The organism is Flavobacterium sp. OHVDL-2026-0007, assembly GCF_059882335.1.
The window spans coordinates 3402122-3417445 of the sequence record NZ_CM187612.1; the positions used below are offsets into that span (position 1 = coordinate 3402122).

Annotated in this window: 11 protein-coding genes; 4 read left to right on the top strand and 7 right to left on the bottom strand. The window is 35.2% G+C overall.

The genetic code is table 11. The features are described from left to right. Positions 1 to 47 precede the first annotated feature (47 nt). Together AC51AA_RS13935 and mfd are read left to right on the top strand one after the other, a co-directional pair. Positions 48 to 674, top strand: a complete 627-nt coding sequence (locus tag AC51AA_RS13935; protein WP_500702837.1) for a hypothetical protein — start codon at positions 48 to 50, stop codon at positions 672 to 674. Next, positions 667 to 4032 (top strand): transcription-repair coupling factor, encoded by a 3366-nt coding sequence (gene mfd / locus AC51AA_RS13940; protein ID WP_500702838.1) that lies wholly within the window; start codon positions 667 to 669, stop codon positions 4030 to 4032. The genes AC51AA_RS13935 and mfd overlap by 8 nt, the downstream gene beginning before the upstream one ends. A gap of 115 nt (positions 4033 to 4147) precedes the next feature. Here the strand turns inward: mfd and AC51AA_RS13945 are convergent, their stop codons facing one another. Both AC51AA_RS13945 and AC51AA_RS13950 read right to left on the bottom strand, forming a co-directional pair. Beyond that, the gene (locus AC51AA_RS13945) at positions 4148 to 4804 is read right to left on the bottom strand and encodes an aspartate kinase (RefSeq protein ID WP_500702839.1); all 657 of its coding nucleotides are present in this window, start codon (positions 4802 to 4804) and stop codon (positions 4148 to 4150) included. A gap of 287 nt (positions 4805 to 5091) precedes the next feature. After that, on the bottom strand, positions 5092 to 5991 hold the full coding sequence (locus AC51AA_RS13950; RefSeq protein ID WP_500702840.1) for a S66 peptidase family protein: 900 nt from the start codon (positions 5989 to 5991) through the stop codon (positions 5092 to 5094). Between the two features lie 289 nt (positions 5992 to 6280). On the opposite strand from AC51AA_RS13950, the gene AC51AA_RS13955 reads away from it, so the two are divergent. Next, entirely contained in the window at positions 6281 to 6820 is a 540-nt protein-coding gene (locus tag AC51AA_RS13955; RefSeq protein WP_500702841.1) for a 3-hydroxyanthranilate 3,4-dioxygenase, read from the top strand. A gap of 4 nt (positions 6821 to 6824) precedes the next feature. On the opposite strand, the gene AC51AA_RS13960 is transcribed toward AC51AA_RS13955, so the two are convergent. Continuing rightward, a complete protein-coding gene (locus AC51AA_RS13960; RefSeq protein ID WP_500702842.1) occupies positions 6825 to 7784 on the bottom strand; it encodes an MBL fold metallo-hydrolase in 960 nt (319 codons plus the stop codon). A 182-nt stretch (positions 7785 to 7966) separates the two neighbouring features. Here AC51AA_RS13960 and amaB point away from each other — a divergent pair, with 182 nt between their 5' ends. Then, positions 7967 to 9520, top strand: a complete 1554-nt coding sequence (amaB, locus tag AC51AA_RS13965) for an L-piperidine-6-carboxylate dehydrogenase (RefSeq protein ID WP_500702843.1) — start codon at positions 7967 to 7969, stop codon at positions 9518 to 9520. Between the two features lie 78 nt (positions 9521 to 9598). On the opposite strand, the gene AC51AA_RS13970 is transcribed toward amaB, so the two are convergent. The 4 genes from AC51AA_RS13970 to nuoL form a co-directional block, all read right to left on the bottom strand. After that, on the bottom strand, positions 9599 to 10372 hold the full coding sequence (locus AC51AA_RS13970; protein ID WP_500702844.1) for a Bax inhibitor-1/YccA family protein: 774 nt from the start codon (positions 10370 to 10372) through the stop codon (positions 9599 to 9601). Positions 10373 to 10535: 163 nt separating this feature from the next. Then, positions 10536 to 11927 carry an NADH-quinone oxidoreductase subunit N gene (locus AC51AA_RS13975; RefSeq protein WP_500702845.1) on the bottom strand — a complete coding sequence of 464 codons (1392 nt, stop codon included), beginning with the start codon at positions 11925 to 11927 and terminating at the stop codon, positions 10536 to 10538. Between the two features lie 63 nt (positions 11928 to 11990). Beyond that, positions 11991 to 13430: a complex I subunit 4 family protein gene (locus tag AC51AA_RS13980; RefSeq protein ID WP_500702846.1), complete on the bottom strand. Its 1440-nt coding sequence runs from the start codon at positions 13428 to 13430 to the stop codon at positions 11991 to 11993. A gap of 10 nt (positions 13431 to 13440) precedes the next feature. Next, positions 13441 to 15324 carry an NADH-quinone oxidoreductase subunit L gene (gene nuoL / locus AC51AA_RS13985; protein ID WP_500702847.1) on the bottom strand — a complete coding sequence of 628 codons (1884 nt, stop codon included), beginning with the start codon at positions 15322 to 15324 and terminating at the stop codon, positions 13441 to 13443.

Genomic DNA, 15324 nt, shown 5'->3' on the forward strand with positions numbered 1-15324 from the left:
GTAATTGTAAATTTACTTTGTAACTTTGTAGCTTAATGTTTTACCAAATGAAATATAAAATATCTCTTTTTCTACTGTTGGTTTTTGTGCTGAATTCCTGTCAAAATGATGATGCAAAACGCCGTGCTGAAAACGAAAAAGAAGCCAAGAGAATGGAACTTATCTTTAATAATATCAATAAAGGTTGGGTGTTTATTGACGAACCTATTAATGAAATTTCAGAAGAGAAAGTGAGTTCATGGAACGAGTGGCGAGAATTCTTAAAAGAAATTGGAGATAAACCCAGAAAAACAATCGGAGCCTTTCAGAAAAAGTCAACGGCGATTTCAAAAAAAGCCATGGCTTTGAATGTGAATATACCTGTAGAGTTTAATCAACCACAAATAAGAAGTCGAATTTCGGTATTGATTACGAAGGTGAAAATGATGGACTTGTTTATTCATTTGAATCAAATTCCAGATAAAAAGGTAACTTTTTTAATCGGGGAAATAAACAAAGATTTGGTTGCCTTAGAAAGACAAATGGATAATATTACAGTCAAAAGTAAAATCCCGAAAGAAGAAGGCGAAGCGGATTTCTTGAGAATGTTAGATACAACTCGAGCAATTCCCAATACAGATGCAAATCAAATCAAGCCACAAAATATAGATCAAAATCTGCCTAAAGTTGAGTAAAAACGCCTTATATACTACTTATGACAATTTGCCTAAAAATGCGCAGATTGCCACAAATTTGCTGGAGCAAAGTCAAATAAAGATGCATCTTAACGGTTTGTTGGGCTCTGCTGTTTCATTTGTAATTCGTGCTATTTTTAAAAAAACCGAATTGCCTTTTCTGGTTGTTTTGGACAATAAGGAAGAAGCCGCTTATTATTTGAATGATCTTGAACAAATGATTGGAGAACAAGACGTGTTGTTTTATCCAGGTTCATTTCGACGCCCCTACCAAATAGAGGAAATAGATAATGCTAATGTTTTATTGCGTGCTGAGGTTTTAAATCGAATTAATTCGCGTAAAAAACCCGCTATAATTGTGACCTATCCTGAGGCTCTTTTTGAAAAAGTAGTCACTAGGCAACAATTGGATAAAAACACCTTAAAGGTAGCTTTGAACGATAAGATCTCTATTGATTTTATTAATGAAGTTTTGTTTGAATACGAATTTAAAAGAGTTGATTTTATTACGGAACCGGGAGAGTTTTCCGTTCGTGGAGGAATCGTAGATGTGTTTTCCTTCTCGAATGATCATCCCTACCGAATTGAGTTTTTTGGTAATGAAGTAGACAGTATTCGTAGTTTTGATGTAGAGACACAATTGTCTGTGGAAACGCATAAGAAAATCACCATAATCCCGAATGTTGAAAACAAAATATTTCAGGAAAATCGAGAAAGCTTTTTAGATTATATCGCTGAGAAAACAGTGATTTTCATTCAAAATACAGATGGGCTTTTAAATCAATTAGACAAGCAATTCGATAGAGCTGAAGAAGCTTTTGAGAAATTGTCTAAAGAAATAAAGCATGCCAGTCCGGAACAGTTGTTTTTAAATCAGCGCTCCTTTATCAAACGAGCCTTAGATTTCTCTGTTGTTGAATTGGCCTCAAAGCCAATTTTTAAAACAACGAAAACCTTTGATTTTCATATTCAACCACAACCTTCCTTTAACAAGCAATTTGATTTGTTATTGAATAATTTGGGTGAGAATCATTTTAACGGATATAAAAATTATTTGTTTTGTTCTAATGATGCTCAGGCTAAACGATTTCACGATATATTTGAGTCTTTAGACGAGGCGAATTCTGAGAATATACGAAAGCAATATCATACCATTGTGTTGCCTTTGTATCAAGGATTTGTTGACGAGGAAAATCAGATTACGGCCTATACCGATCATCAGATTTTTGAGCGTTATCATAAGTTTAATATCAAAAATGGCTATTCAAAAAAGCAGAATATTACGCTAAAAGAATTGACTTCGCTTTCCGTTGGTGATTATGTAACGCATATCGATCACGGTATTGGTAAGTTTGGTGGCTTGCAAAAAATTCAGGTGGAAGGGAAGACACAAGAAGCGATTAAGTTAGTTTATGCTGATAATGATATCGTCTATGTCAGCATTCATTCACTTCATAAAATTTCAAAATACAACGGAAAAGACGGAACGCCTCCTAAGATTTATAAGTTGGGATCGAATGCTTGGAAAATTTTAAAGCAAAAAACCAAAGCGCGCGTCAAACATATTGCCTTTAATTTAATTCAGCTGTACGCAAAGCGTCGTTTGGAAAAAGGTTTTCAATTTGCACCAGACAGTTATTTACAAAATGAATTAGAAAGTTCATTTATATATGAAGATACTCCTGATCAAACCAAATCAACACAGGAAGTAAAAAACGATATGGAAAGCGATCGCCCAATGGATCGTTTGGTTTGTGGGGATGTTGGTTTCGGTAAAACCGAAGTAGCGATCCGTGCGGCCTTCAAAGCGGTGGATAATAGCAAGCAAGTAGCAATATTGGTTCCGACTACTATTTTAGCTTACCAACATTATAGAACCTTTACCGAAAGGCTGAAAGATATGCCTGTTACAATAGGGTATTTGAATCGATTTAGAACGGCTAAACAAAAGGCGCAAACCCTAAAAGATTTAGCTGAAGGGAAATTGGATATTGTGATTGGGACCCATCAGTTAGTAAATAAAAATGTGGTTTTTAAAGACCTCGGTTTATTGATTGTCGATGAGGAACAGAAGTTTGGAGTGAATGTTAAGGATAAGCTTAAAACCATTGCGGCCAATGTGGATACCTTGACTTTAACGGCTACACCAATTCCAAGAACTTTGCAGTTCTCATTGATGGCAGCTCGTGATTTATCAGTCATTACAACGCCTCCGCCAAACCGCTACCCCATAGAAACCAATGTGGTTGGATTTAGTGAAGAAGTAATTCGTGATGCTATATCATATGAAATTCAGCGTAACGGACAAGTTTTCTTCATCAATAATAGAATTGAAAATATAAAAGAAGTAGCGGGAATGATTCAGCGTTTGGTTCCAAATGCAAGAGTAGGTATTGGCCATGGACAAATGGAAGGGGCTAAACTTGAGGAATTAATGTTAGGATTCATGAACGGTGATTTTGATGTTTTGGTGGCTACCACTATTATTGAAAGTGGTTTGGATGTACCCAATGCTAATACTATTTTCATCAACAATGCGAACAATTTTGGATTGTCAGATCTGCATCAAATGCGTGGTAGAGTAGGACGTAGTAATAAAAAAGCGTTCTGTTATTTTATCTGTCCACCTTATTCATCCATGACCGAAGATGCTAGAAAGCGTATTCAAGCTTTGGAGCAGTTTAGTGAACTGGGAAGTGGTTTCAACATCGCGATGAAAGATTTGGAAATACGTGGTGCTGGAGATTTATTAGGAGGAGAACAAAGTGGTTTTATCAACGAGATTGGTTTTGATACCTATCAGAAAATCATGAACGAAGCCATCGAGGAGTTGAAAGAAAATGAATTCAAAGATTTATATCCGGAGGAGAATAATATTGAGACCAAGGAATATGTAAAAGATTTGCAAATCGATACGGATTTTGAGTTGTTATTTTCTGATGAATACATCAATAATGTCACGGAACGACTAAGTTTATACAACGAGTTAGGCTCAGTAAAAAATGAAGAAGAACTAATTGTTTTTCAAAATAAATTAATTGACCGTTTTGGGCCAATGCCTCCGCGTGCCAATGCGTTGATGAATAGTATTCGTATTAAATGGATTGCTACCAATATTGGTATTGAGAAGCTAGTCATGAAAAAAGGTAAAATGATTGGTTATTTTGTTTCGGATCAACAGTCTGATTATTATCAATCGAAACGCTTTCATAAAGTGATAAATTTTGTGCAGACCCATAGTAATATCTGTCAAATGAAAGAGAAGCAAACCCCTAGTGGTTTACGACTTTTATTGACTTTTGAGAATGTAAAATCGACCAAAAGAGCTTTAGAATTAATGGAATTATTTGAAACCTAAATTCAAAAGAATATAAAATGAAAAAGGACTTAGTTGATGAAAACTAAGTCCTTTTTTTATTGTAAACAAAGAAGATTTTTATCCTTTTTTGGTTCTATGTTGTGATTGATTTGAGTTAGTTTTTCAAATCTTTGATTACTTTAAAAGCAACGTCTACCTGATCTTCTCCAACTAAAATAGTAAATTCATTTGAAGTTGAAATTACTTCATTTATAATGATTCCTTCCCAAGCCAAACGTTGAAAAATGAAATAATAAATCCCAGGAACCACTATGTTCTCTTTAGGTAGTTTTACCGTGATCGAAGCTAAATTATCTAATTTTTGAATGAGTTTTTCACGTATGAAGTGTTTCTCAACTAAATGATTTATACTACTACTGACCACAATGTTAGTTTCGTTTACACCACGAGATGAGGTATAAAAGATATCTGATAAAACATTAATATCCGAAATCAAATCGGCTTGTTTGTTCAATACAGTTTCAGAAGCTGCGAAGGTGTAATCCGTCAACTCAGATCTAACGGTGATTTCACCAATATTTTTAATGACTTTATTGATTTTATGATTCAACTTAAAATCTAATTCTTCAGTGAGTCGTTTGAGCGACATTACAACAGCTCCTTGTTTTACTTCTTTGCCAAATTCACTTTCAAGTTCGGTCATGATGTTCCGAGAAAGGGAAGTCAGATTGATGATTCCAAGTGATAGCGCATTTAGTAAGAATGGCTTTGTTTTGATGTAATTTTCTACAATTGAAGAAACGGTTTTCATAATTTTTTAATTGTTTTTAATAACTACAGGGGGCGGGTTTAGTTAATTGTGGTGTTATAAATTCCCGCAAATATAAATAAAAAAACAATTTGTTACAATTATAACAATGAAAAATTATGTTAAATCTGCTAAAAAATATAGTTAAGGAGTTCAATTGCAAATGTTTCTATGTTTTTAGTACTGAAAATAGTGCTAAAAACATAGCTTAAGGTTTTGTTCTTCAAGTGCTTTTTAGAAACGCGATACTTTTAGCAGAAGCTATTTTTTTGATTGGATACCGTTATAACTTATTTTTCAAAAACAATAGTGCTTCCGGATTGCTTTACCTCAATGGAAATGGTATTGCCCATAATTAGAGCTCGGTTGTCTTGAATATGTCCTGCCGGAAAATTAAAAATTACGGGTATATTGTATTTTTTGGTTACATCGTCTATAATTTCAAGTGCGTTTTTACCCCACGGAATTTCGTTGTCCTTCATTTTGGTCATACCTCCAATAATTATCCCCTTTAGGTTTTCGATGCAGCCATTACGTCGGAGATTCATCATCATACGATCGATATGGTAGAGGTATTCGTCTAAATCTTCGATGAATAATATTTTATCCTTACAATCTATAGCGGAAGGTGAACCTAAAAGACTGTACAGTATGCTTAAATTACCACCGACTAATTCTCCGGTTGCTTTCCCAAAACGATTCATTTTGTCTGGTCCGATCGAATATGAAAGTGGTGCTCCAAATAAACTCGATTTCATAGAACTAATAGCCGCTGGAGTAGCACGAGGAATGGTAACTGGCATTACACCGTGGATAGTTTTGTATCCCATCGTGTTCAAATGATTGTGTAAAACAGTAACGTCGCTAAAACCAATGATCCATTTAGGATGTTGTTTGAATTTGGTAAAATCAAGTAAGTCTAACATTCTAACCGTACCGTATCCGCCTCTAGCGCACCAAATAGCTTTAATGTTAGGATTGTCTAATTGATGTTGAAAATCGGCAGCACGTTGCTGATCAGTGCCTGCAAGTTGATTATAATCGAGACCTATAGTAGTGCCTACTACAGCTTCTAAACCCCAGCTGTGTAATAAGTCTATCGTAGGTTTTAAATTGTCGTCTATGTTTTTTCTGGCAGTTGCTAAAATAGCGACGGTATCTCCTTTTTGTAAATAAGGTGGTGTTATCATGTTTTGTTGGGATTGGCAAGTGAATGATTGCAAAGCAAAAATTAGTAATAGGAATTCACAAAAAGAAAACGGTCTCTTACTATTTTTAGGGCTTTTAGTGTTCATGATTTGTTTTTGGTCATTTGAATAGTAAAGGTAAGCAAATTTAGAAATTTTAAAAGCAATTGAAATGCTGGGAAGCTGCTAATATTCATTTATTGATTTGAAATTTGTTATTTCCATCTTAGGAGGTAGGGCTATTGGATAGGTTTTATTAACTTAGCTACTTATAAACTTAGTACCTTCAAACATGGCAATTGCAAAACCTTTCAACCTCACTAAATGGATAGATGAAAATCGTCACTTATTAAAGCCGCCCGTTGGAAATAAAAACCTTTATGTAGATTCAGGTGATTTTATAGTGATGATTGTTGCAGGCCCAAATGCACGTAAAGATTATCATTATAACGAAACCGAAGAGCTTTTTTACCAGCTAGAAGGCAGTATAAAAGTGATAATTCAGGAAGATGGTGAGCGTAAAGAAATGGAGCTACAGGCTGGTGATATGTATCTGCATCCAGCAAAGATACCCCATTGTCCTGTAAGATCTGCAGGTTCGATTGGACTAGTAATCGAAAGAAAGCGTGCCGGAAAAGGCTATAGCGATGGTTTGCTATGGCATTGTGATCACTGCAATCATAAACTGTACGAGGTATTTTTTGAATTGCAGAATATCGAAAAGGACTTTTTGCCACATTTTGAGCATTTCTATAATTCAGAAGAGCTGAGAACTTGCGATAAATGCGGTACTGTAATGGAAGCTGATCCGAGATTTACAGCTAAAAAATAAGGTTTTATAATTCGAAACGTTTCCCTTGTACTGGGTAAATAATTTTTAAGTCCAAATCGTTTTGCTTTTGTAATTGTTCTTTCAGCTTAACTATATTTTTAGTGGGTGGTTTTAAGTGTGTGACGATAATTTTAAAACCTTTCAAACTGTCTTTTCCTGATAAATCGGCTAAGGTATGTAGCTCTTTCATCAAATGATTAGGAGTCAAATGTCCAAATAGAAATTGGTCAGGTTGCTCATTGGGAAAAGAGACTTCTATGAAAATGGCTTTTAACTGTTTGTTCTTCACTAAGGGAGCGATTGCCGCCCATAATGTGTATAGATTATTGGATTTTTCTACGACATCAGGTCCAGTATCACCTAAGTAAAGGGCGTAAGCTGTTCCGCTTTTAATCAAAAAAGCTGTGCTCTCAAAGGGATTCACATGACTTAAGGCATAAGCTTTTACGGTCATAGTGGTGTTGGTGATGGGCGTTTCTTGACCTAGATTTAAAGTTTGAAAATGGTATTTCTTCAAAGGGACTCCAGGGCCTTTGTCTCCAAAGTTAGCCCAAGTTTGGTCGTTAAAATAATGGTTTTCCATCAATTCCATACACTTCTGCGTTGCATAGACCGTCTTTGAGGAATCTGCTGGTGAATTAATGATAAGGCCGGACACATGATCCAAGTGGGCATGGGAAATTAAATAACCTTTTATGTATTTGCGTAGTACTTCGTTTGTGGACACCTTAAAGATGTTATTCTCTATTGCTTTTTCAATTCCTGCATTGATGGTGCCCGCATCCAAACAAATATAATCGTGGGTGTTTATTGGGGCGATTAAATAGGCGGAAAGATTTTTTTCATCGATTCCTCCCTTTACTCCTAGTGGCACAACTTGAAAAGAGGATTTTATTCCTTTTTGCGAGAAAGCCTGAATGGAAATAAAAAGACAGCAAACTAAAAATCGAGTGAAAAATGTCATGTTGGCGTAATTTTGTAATTGCAAATTTCATCAATTAACGGGAATAAATTGGTGTGTTTTTGAGAAATTCATAGTAATTAGTTCTAAATTTACGTTGTTTTTAATCGGAGAATCTCATAGGAATTCCCTGCGAAATGATATCTTTACATATAGACTTAACATTTTTAACTAAAAAAGTTACAATGACAACAATAGCATCACAATTTGGAATGAATGAAGCCCTTGAAAAATTGGGTATCAGCATGATAAATGAAGGAACGTCAACTGGTGTACAGCAGTTTGCTTCAGGAGAAATTTTAGACAGTTATTCACCCGTTGATGGTAAACTAATTGCTTCGGTAAAAATGACTACTGCTGAAGATTATGAAAAAGTAATGCAATCAGCAACGAAAGCTTTTAAATTTTTTCGTTTAATGCCTGCACCACAACGTGGAGAAATTGTTCGTCAGTTCGGACAAAAATTGCGTGAGAATAAAGAAGCACTTGGTAGATTGGTTTCCTATGAAATGGGAAAATCGTTGCAAGAGGGGTATGGTGAAGTTCAGGAAATGATCGACATCTGTGATTTTGCGGTAGGTTTGTCTCGTCAATTGCACGGCTTAACGATGCATTCTGAAAGACCAGGACATCGTATGTACGAGCAATATCATTCCTTAGGAGTGGTCGGGATTATTTCCGCTTTTAATTTCCCAGTGGCGGTTTGGGCTTGGAATACTGCTTTAGCTTGGATTTCAGGAGATGTCTGTGTTTGGAAACCTTCTGAAAAAACACCACTTTGCGGAATAGCTTGTCAGAACATCATAGCTCAGGTGATTAAAGAAAATAATCTTCCCGAGGGAATTTCGTGTCTGATTAATGGGGATTACCAAATAGGAGAATTATTGACTGCTGATACTCGAATTCCTTTAATTTCTGCAACAGGTTCAACCCGTATGGGGAAAATCGTAGCGCAAACTGTAGCGGGTCGTTTGGGGAAATCATTATTGGAGCTAGGAGGAAACAATGCCATTATAGTGACCCCAGATGCAGATATTAAAATGACCGTAATCGGAGCTGTTTTTGGAGCTGTTGGAACTGCGGGGCAGCGTTGTACTTCTACGCGTAGGCTAATTATTCACGAGAGTATTTATGATAAAGTAAAAGACGCTTTAGTGGCGGCTTATGGACAATTGAGAATTGGTAATCCGCTGGACGAAAACAATCATGTCGGACCACTAATTGATACAATGGCAGTTGGTATGTATGCTCAAGCGTTAAACAGAGTAGTGGCAGAAGGAGGAAGAATTCTCGTGGAAGGCGGAGTGCTTTCTGGTATAGGCTACGAAAGTGGTTGTTATGTAAAACCCGCTATTGCAGAGGCTCAAAATTCATTTGAAATTGTGCAGCACGAAACATTTGCTCCGATTTTATATTTGATTAAATATGCAGGAGAAGTGGACGATGCTATTGAAATTCAAAATGGTGTAGGCCAAGGATTGTCGTCCGCAATTATGACTAATAATTTGCGCGAAGCAGAGCGATTTTTATCTGTTGTTGGATCAGACTGTGGGATTGCCAATGTGAATATCGGAACTTCAGGTGCCGAAATTGGAGGTGCTTTCGGTGGAGAAAAAGAGACAGGTGGAGGAAGAGAATCAGGATCTGATGCTTGGAAGATTTATATGCGACGTCAAACCAATACCATCAATTATACCACAAGTTTGCCTTTGGCTCAAGGAATAAAATTTGATTTGTAGTCTAATTACTCAGACTTAGATATAAAAAAAGCCTTTTTGAATTTCAAAAAGGCTTTCGTTTTTATTGATTGGAAAGAATTAATCTTTGCTACCTAATTTGGATAGTAATCTTAAGAATTCGATGTACAGCCAAACTAATGTTATCATTAGTCCCATAGCCCCATACCATTCCATAAATTTTGGCATTCTTTCTTGAACTCCTTTTTCGATTTGATCAAAATCTAAAAACAAGTTTAAAGCTGCGATGATAATCACAAACACACTGATTCCGATACTCATCATACCATTACCATGATGTACAGGAGTAAAATTAAAGATCAGTGAAGCGATCCAAGAAATCAAATAGTAAGTTGCAATAGCTAGTGTCGCAGCGATAACTACAGATTTAAATTGTTCGGTAACTTTTACAATTTTGAATTTATATAAACCTAGGCAAACCAAGAAAGTCACTAGGGTTGCACTAACGGCATTGATCACAATACCAGGATATTTTATTTCAAATATAGCTGAAATTCCTCCAATAAATAGTCCTTCAAATAAAGCATAACCAGGAGCTAAATAGGGTGAAGCTTGTGGTTTGAATACAGAAATTAATACAAGGATAAAGCCAATAATAGCACCACCAATAGCAGGTAGAATTGGATTCATTCCATTAAATGCCATCCACCAAGTGACCATAGAAGAGGCACATAAGATTAAAAATAGAATGGCTGTTTTATTAATTGTACCCGACAAAGTCATTTCCTGATTGTAATCAATAATTTGTGCTTCGTGTACTTCTTCAGCTTTTGAAACAGCATTTGACGAAAAACGTTTGTTGCTTAAAAACGGATTTTTAGAGTTGAAATTCATATTGTGTGACATTAAATTGTATTCAAATATATGGAGATTTTCTGAGCTCTTATTCTTTAAGTGAAATTTTTAACATGAATTTTTCTTCTGAATGAGGTGCCCTGAAATAAAAAAATCCATTCGTTGAAGCGAATGGATTTAAGTATGTTTTATACGCTATTTTTTAGTTCAATAGGTCTAGTACTATAGAAGGGAATAAACCTAAAACAATGTTCAAAGTAATTGAAATGATGGCCACCGCGTAAATAAGAAACGGTTTTCCTGTGCGCTCTTGATTTGGCTCTTTTGAGTACATCGCTAAGATTAATTTGAAATAGTAACCAACACTAATAATGGAATTGACAACAGCTACAATTACTAAAGCAATATAACCAGCTTGTATGGTTTGGTTGAACAAAAATAATTTTGCGAAAAATCCTGAGAAGATTGGAATACCTGCCATGGATAGTAATGAACCTGTAAGGATCGCAGCCAATAACGGATTTGTTTTTCCTAAACCGTGAAAGTTTGTTACGTCTTCGTTGTCTTGATTTTTACATACGTATAAAACAACACTGAAGGCAGCAATACCAGCAAGAGCATAAGAGGCAGTATAGTATAATAAAACACCAGCAGATGTTGCGATGCTTAAAAGAGTCATCAACATAAAACCGGCATGTGAAATACCTGAAAAGGCCAACATACGTTTTACATTATTTTGACGTAGTGCCATAATATTACCAACTGTCATAGACGCTATTGAAATAACCACAATGATGGTTTCAAATGTTGCTAAAAGACCTTGATTTTCTAGAGATGGAATTAGATTTAGTGCGGAAATAAGTTTATAAAGTGTTGCGATAGCGACTACCTTAGCTAAGGTGCTCATTAAAGTAGTGGTAAGTGTTGGAGAACCTTCGTAAACGTCTGGAGCCCAGAAATGAAATGGAACTGCAGCAACTTTAAATAACATTCCAATAACCATTAAGATCATTCCAATTGGAAACCAAATTGGCAATTCAGCAGATAAAGAACTTTCATGAATTTCCGCTACATCAAAGCTTCCCATTGCACCATAGATTAAACAAATACCAAATAAGATAATCCCAGATGCGAATGATCCCATCAAAAAGTATTTCATACCTGCTTCGTTACTTTTTAAGTTTAAACGATCGCTAGCAGCTAATACATATAAGGCAACAGATAAAATTTCGATTCCTAAGAAAAACATCGCCAAGTTTCCAAAAGAAACCATAGCTACTGCACCTGCTAATAAGAATACCTTAATGGCAATATAATCAGAAAGTTTTGTCGGATGATTTTCGTAGAAATTATGACTTAAGGCTACTAAGAAAATAGTTAAGATAATAAACAATGACGAAAAGGTGGTAGAGAATTTACTCACCGTAATCATGTTGTTATAATAACTTTCTGTGGATCCAAATTCACTATAGTTAAGGGCCAAAACACCCAATAACCCAATAATGGTAATGGGAACGATGGCTTTTCTTATATTAAAAATTTCAAACAATAGGCAGAAAATACCCAATCCTGTTATAGCTATTAATGTATTCATTTTTGTTTTTTTGATTTAGGAAATCTAAAACTAATGATGCCCTAATTTATTTTTATTAAAATATTAATTCTTGTTGATGACGTTTAAAATATTTTCTAAACTTGGCGTAATCAAATCGGTGATTGGTTTTGGATAAAAACCGAAGAATATTAAAACCGCAATAATCACCACTAATGAAATTCCTTCATTAAGAGAAACATCTGCGAAAGTTTTAGAATTCGTGTCTCCTAACATTACATTTTGAAACATTTTAAGCATATAATAAGCTCCTAAAATAATAGTTGTTCCACCTAATACAGCGAACCAATTGTTTATTTGAGATAGACTATACAAAACAGTAAACTCTCCAACGAAGTTAAAAGTACTTGGCAATGCAACTGAAGCCAATAGTATAATTAAAAACATAGAAGTAAATTTTGGAGATTGAATACGAATCCCACCCATTTTAGCAATTTCTCTAGTTTCAAATCTTCTGTAGATAATTTCTGCAGCAAAGAATAAACCAACTACTACAAAACCGTGAGCGATCATTTGTAAAACGGCCCCACGTAAACCATCAACAGTTAGTGTATAGGTTCCAGCAGCTATTAATCCAACGTGTGCAAGAGAAGAGTAAGCCAATAATTTCTTTAGATCTTTTTGTCTTAAAGCAACGATTGATCCGTAAATAACTCCAGCGATTCCTAAAGAGATAAAAATGTTCATGTACTCTTTTGCAGCAAGTGGTGCAATTGGCAATTGCCAACGAATAATGCTGTATAATCCCATTTTTAACATGATACCAGACAAAAGCATAGTACCCGCTGTTGGAGCTTTTTGATAAACATTCGCTTGCCAAGTATGGAAAGGAATGATAGGAATTTTGATAGCATAAGCTAAAAAGAAAGCCAAGAAGATCCAAAGTTGTTCTGTAGCTGATAGATTTAATTTGTAAAAATCTTCAATTAAGAAACTACCTGCTTTTTGATATAAATAGATAAAAGCCACTAGCATGAACAAAGAACCAGCTAGGGTGTAAATAAAGAATTTAACAACCGCTTTTCTGCGTTCTTCCGCATCTCCATTACCCCAAATAAGAGCAATGAAATAAATAGGAATAAGGGCTAATTCCCAGAAAATATAATATAATAAACCGTCTGCAGCTAGGAAAGTTCCTGTCATTGCAAAGGCCATAAATAAAATTAAAGCGTAAAAACCTTTTGCATTTTTATATTCATTCCCGAAAGAAGAGAATATAATGATTGGGGTTAAGGCAACCGTTAGTAAAAGCATGGCCATTGCCAATCCATCAGCGTTTAGCGCCAATGAAATTTTAGGTTGCGTAATCCAAGCATTGATTAAGCTGATATTTTCACCGGCCCAAAAATGATTTAACAAGACAACCGAACAGCCTAAAGCTGCTAAACTAAAGAACAAAGCTACTTTTGATGCTAGTTTATCACCAACAAAATAAGTGACAAATGCACCAATTAAAAGAATAATTAATATAAGAGAAACGTTCATAGTTATAAAATTATTGAGCTAAAAATATATAGGAAACAATGGCGCAAAGACCCAAGACAAAAGCGAAAAGATATAATCCGATACTTCCATTTTGTATTTTTTTACCTTGAAAACCTATTTCGTTGGTTACTTTTCCTAATCCGAAAACAATTGCTGATATGCTAGTTTCAACATGATCTCTAAAGAATCTTGACAAAACGTTTGTTGGACGAACAAATAGGGCATCGTAGATTTCATCTACATAATATTTGTTGTATAAAACTTTGGTTAAACCAGTAATGTTTTCGTCTGCTTCAGGAATGTTATCTTGTTTGAAGTATTTGATGTAAGCAATTAAAATTCCTAATAATCCGCCTACTACGGCAACTCCCATTAAAGTATATTCAGTGGTCCCTAAATGATGTTCTTCTCCAGCAACTTTTGTAAAAAGTGGTGCTAGGTAGTCATTTAACCAACTGTTACCTGGAAGACTAATTAGTCCTCCAAAAGTAGCCAATATAGCTAAAATGATTAGTGGGAAAGTAATTAAGCTAGGGCTTTCGTGTAAATGATGTTTTTGTTCTTCAGTTCCTCTGAATTCTTTGAAGAAAGTCAGGAACATTAATCTAAACATATAAAATGCAGTCATGATTGACGCTATAGAACCGATAACATATAATGGAATGCTATGGTGGAAAGCGGTCATTAAGATTTCATCTTTAGAGAAGAAACCTGAGAAAAACGGAACACCTGAAATAGCTAATGATGAGATTAACATGGTCCAGAAAGTGATTGGCATTACTTTACGTAAACCACCCATTTTACGCATGTCTTGTTCTCCGTGTAGCGCATGAATAACAGATCCTGATCCTAAGAATAAACAAGCTTTAAAGAAGGCGTGTGTGATAACGTGAAAAACAGCTATTTCATAAGCACCAAACCCCAAGGCTAAAAACATTAGACCTAATTGAGAAACGGTAGAATAAGCTAATACTTTTTTGATATCGGTTTGTACCAAGCCAATTGTTGCTGCTACTAATGAAGTTATAGCTCCAATAATGGCAATAAGCGATTGAACATCTGGTGTTAGATCAAAAACAAAGTTTAATCTTGTTACCATGAAGATACCAGCAGTAACCATGGTTGCCGCGTGGATCAAGGCAGAAACTGGAGTTGGCCCAGCCATCGCATCAGGTAACCACGTGTATAATGGAATTTGTGCCGATTTACCACAGGCTCCAATGAATAAACATAAAGCAGCTAAGGAAAGCAATGGCAAATTTAAGTTCGTTGCTCCAGCAATAGCCGTTTTTAAAGTGGCGTAATCTAAAGTGGAGAACATAGTTCCAAGGATGAACATTCCGATTAACAAACCTAAATCTCCAATTCGGTTCATAATGAAGGCTTTTTTCGCAGCATCATTGTAGTCTTGGTTTTTATACCAAAATCCAATTAGTAAGTACGAACAAAGTCCAACACCTTCCCAACCAATAAAAAGAACTAACAAGTTACTTCCCATTACTAGTGTAATCATGAAGAATACGAACAAATTCAAATAAGCAAAAAACTTGTGCATATTTTCATCGTCGTGCATATAACTAATAGAGTAGATATGAATCAATGAACCAATACCAGTTACAAATAGTAACCAAAGTAATGATAATTGATCTAATAAAAATCCAAGGTTGATATGAAGATTACTAATTTGAATCCAATCAAATAAAGTAATACTAATCGGTTGTTGTGTTTTGTTTATTTGAAGGAAAAAATAAACAGTTAGGGCGAAAGAAAGCACTACAGTAAGTGTTCCGATAGCTCCGGAAACTGTTTTTCCTAAACTTTTTCCAAAGAAAACATTGATTAAAAATCCTAAAAAAGGAGCTAATACTAAGACTAAAGCTAAATTGGTATCCAT

Excerpts from the sequence above, each read along its gene's own strand:
- AC51AA_RS13935 (WP_500702837.1), top strand. The coding sequence starts at position 48 with ATGAAATATAAAATATCTCTTTTTCTACTGTTGGTTTTTGTGCTGAAT.
- AC51AA_RS13945 (WP_500702839.1), bottom strand. The coding sequence starts at position 4,804 with ATGAAAACCGTTTCTTCAATTGTAGAAAATTACATCAAAACAAAGCCA.
- AC51AA_RS13950 (WP_500702840.1), bottom strand. The coding sequence starts at position 5,991 with ATGATAACACCACCTTATTTACAAAAAGGAGATACCGTCGCTATTTTA.
- AC51AA_RS13955 (WP_500702841.1), top strand. The coding sequence starts at position 6,281 with ATGGCAATTGCAAAACCTTTCAACCTCACTAAATGGATAGATGAAAAT.
- AC51AA_RS13960 (WP_500702842.1), bottom strand. The coding sequence starts at position 7,784 with ATGACATTTTTCACTCGATTTTTAGTTTGCTGTCTTTTTATTTCCATT.
- amaB (WP_500702843.1), top strand. The coding sequence starts at position 7,967 with ATGACAACAATAGCATCACAATTTGGAATGAATGAAGCCCTTGAAAAA.
- AC51AA_RS13970 (WP_500702844.1), bottom strand. The coding sequence starts at position 10,372 with ATGAATTTCAACTCTAAAAATCCGTTTTTAAGCAACAAACGTTTTTCG.
- AC51AA_RS13975 (WP_500702845.1), bottom strand. The coding sequence starts at position 11,927 with ATGAATACATTAATAGCTATAACAGGATTGGGTATTTTCTGCCTATTG.
- AC51AA_RS13980 (WP_500702846.1), bottom strand. The coding sequence starts at position 13,430 with ATGAACGTTTCTCTTATATTAATTATTCTTTTAATTGGTGCATTTGTC.
- nuoL (WP_500702847.1), bottom strand. The coding sequence starts at position 15,324 with ATGGATACCAATTTAGCTTTAGTCTTAGTATTAGCTCCTTTTTTAGGA.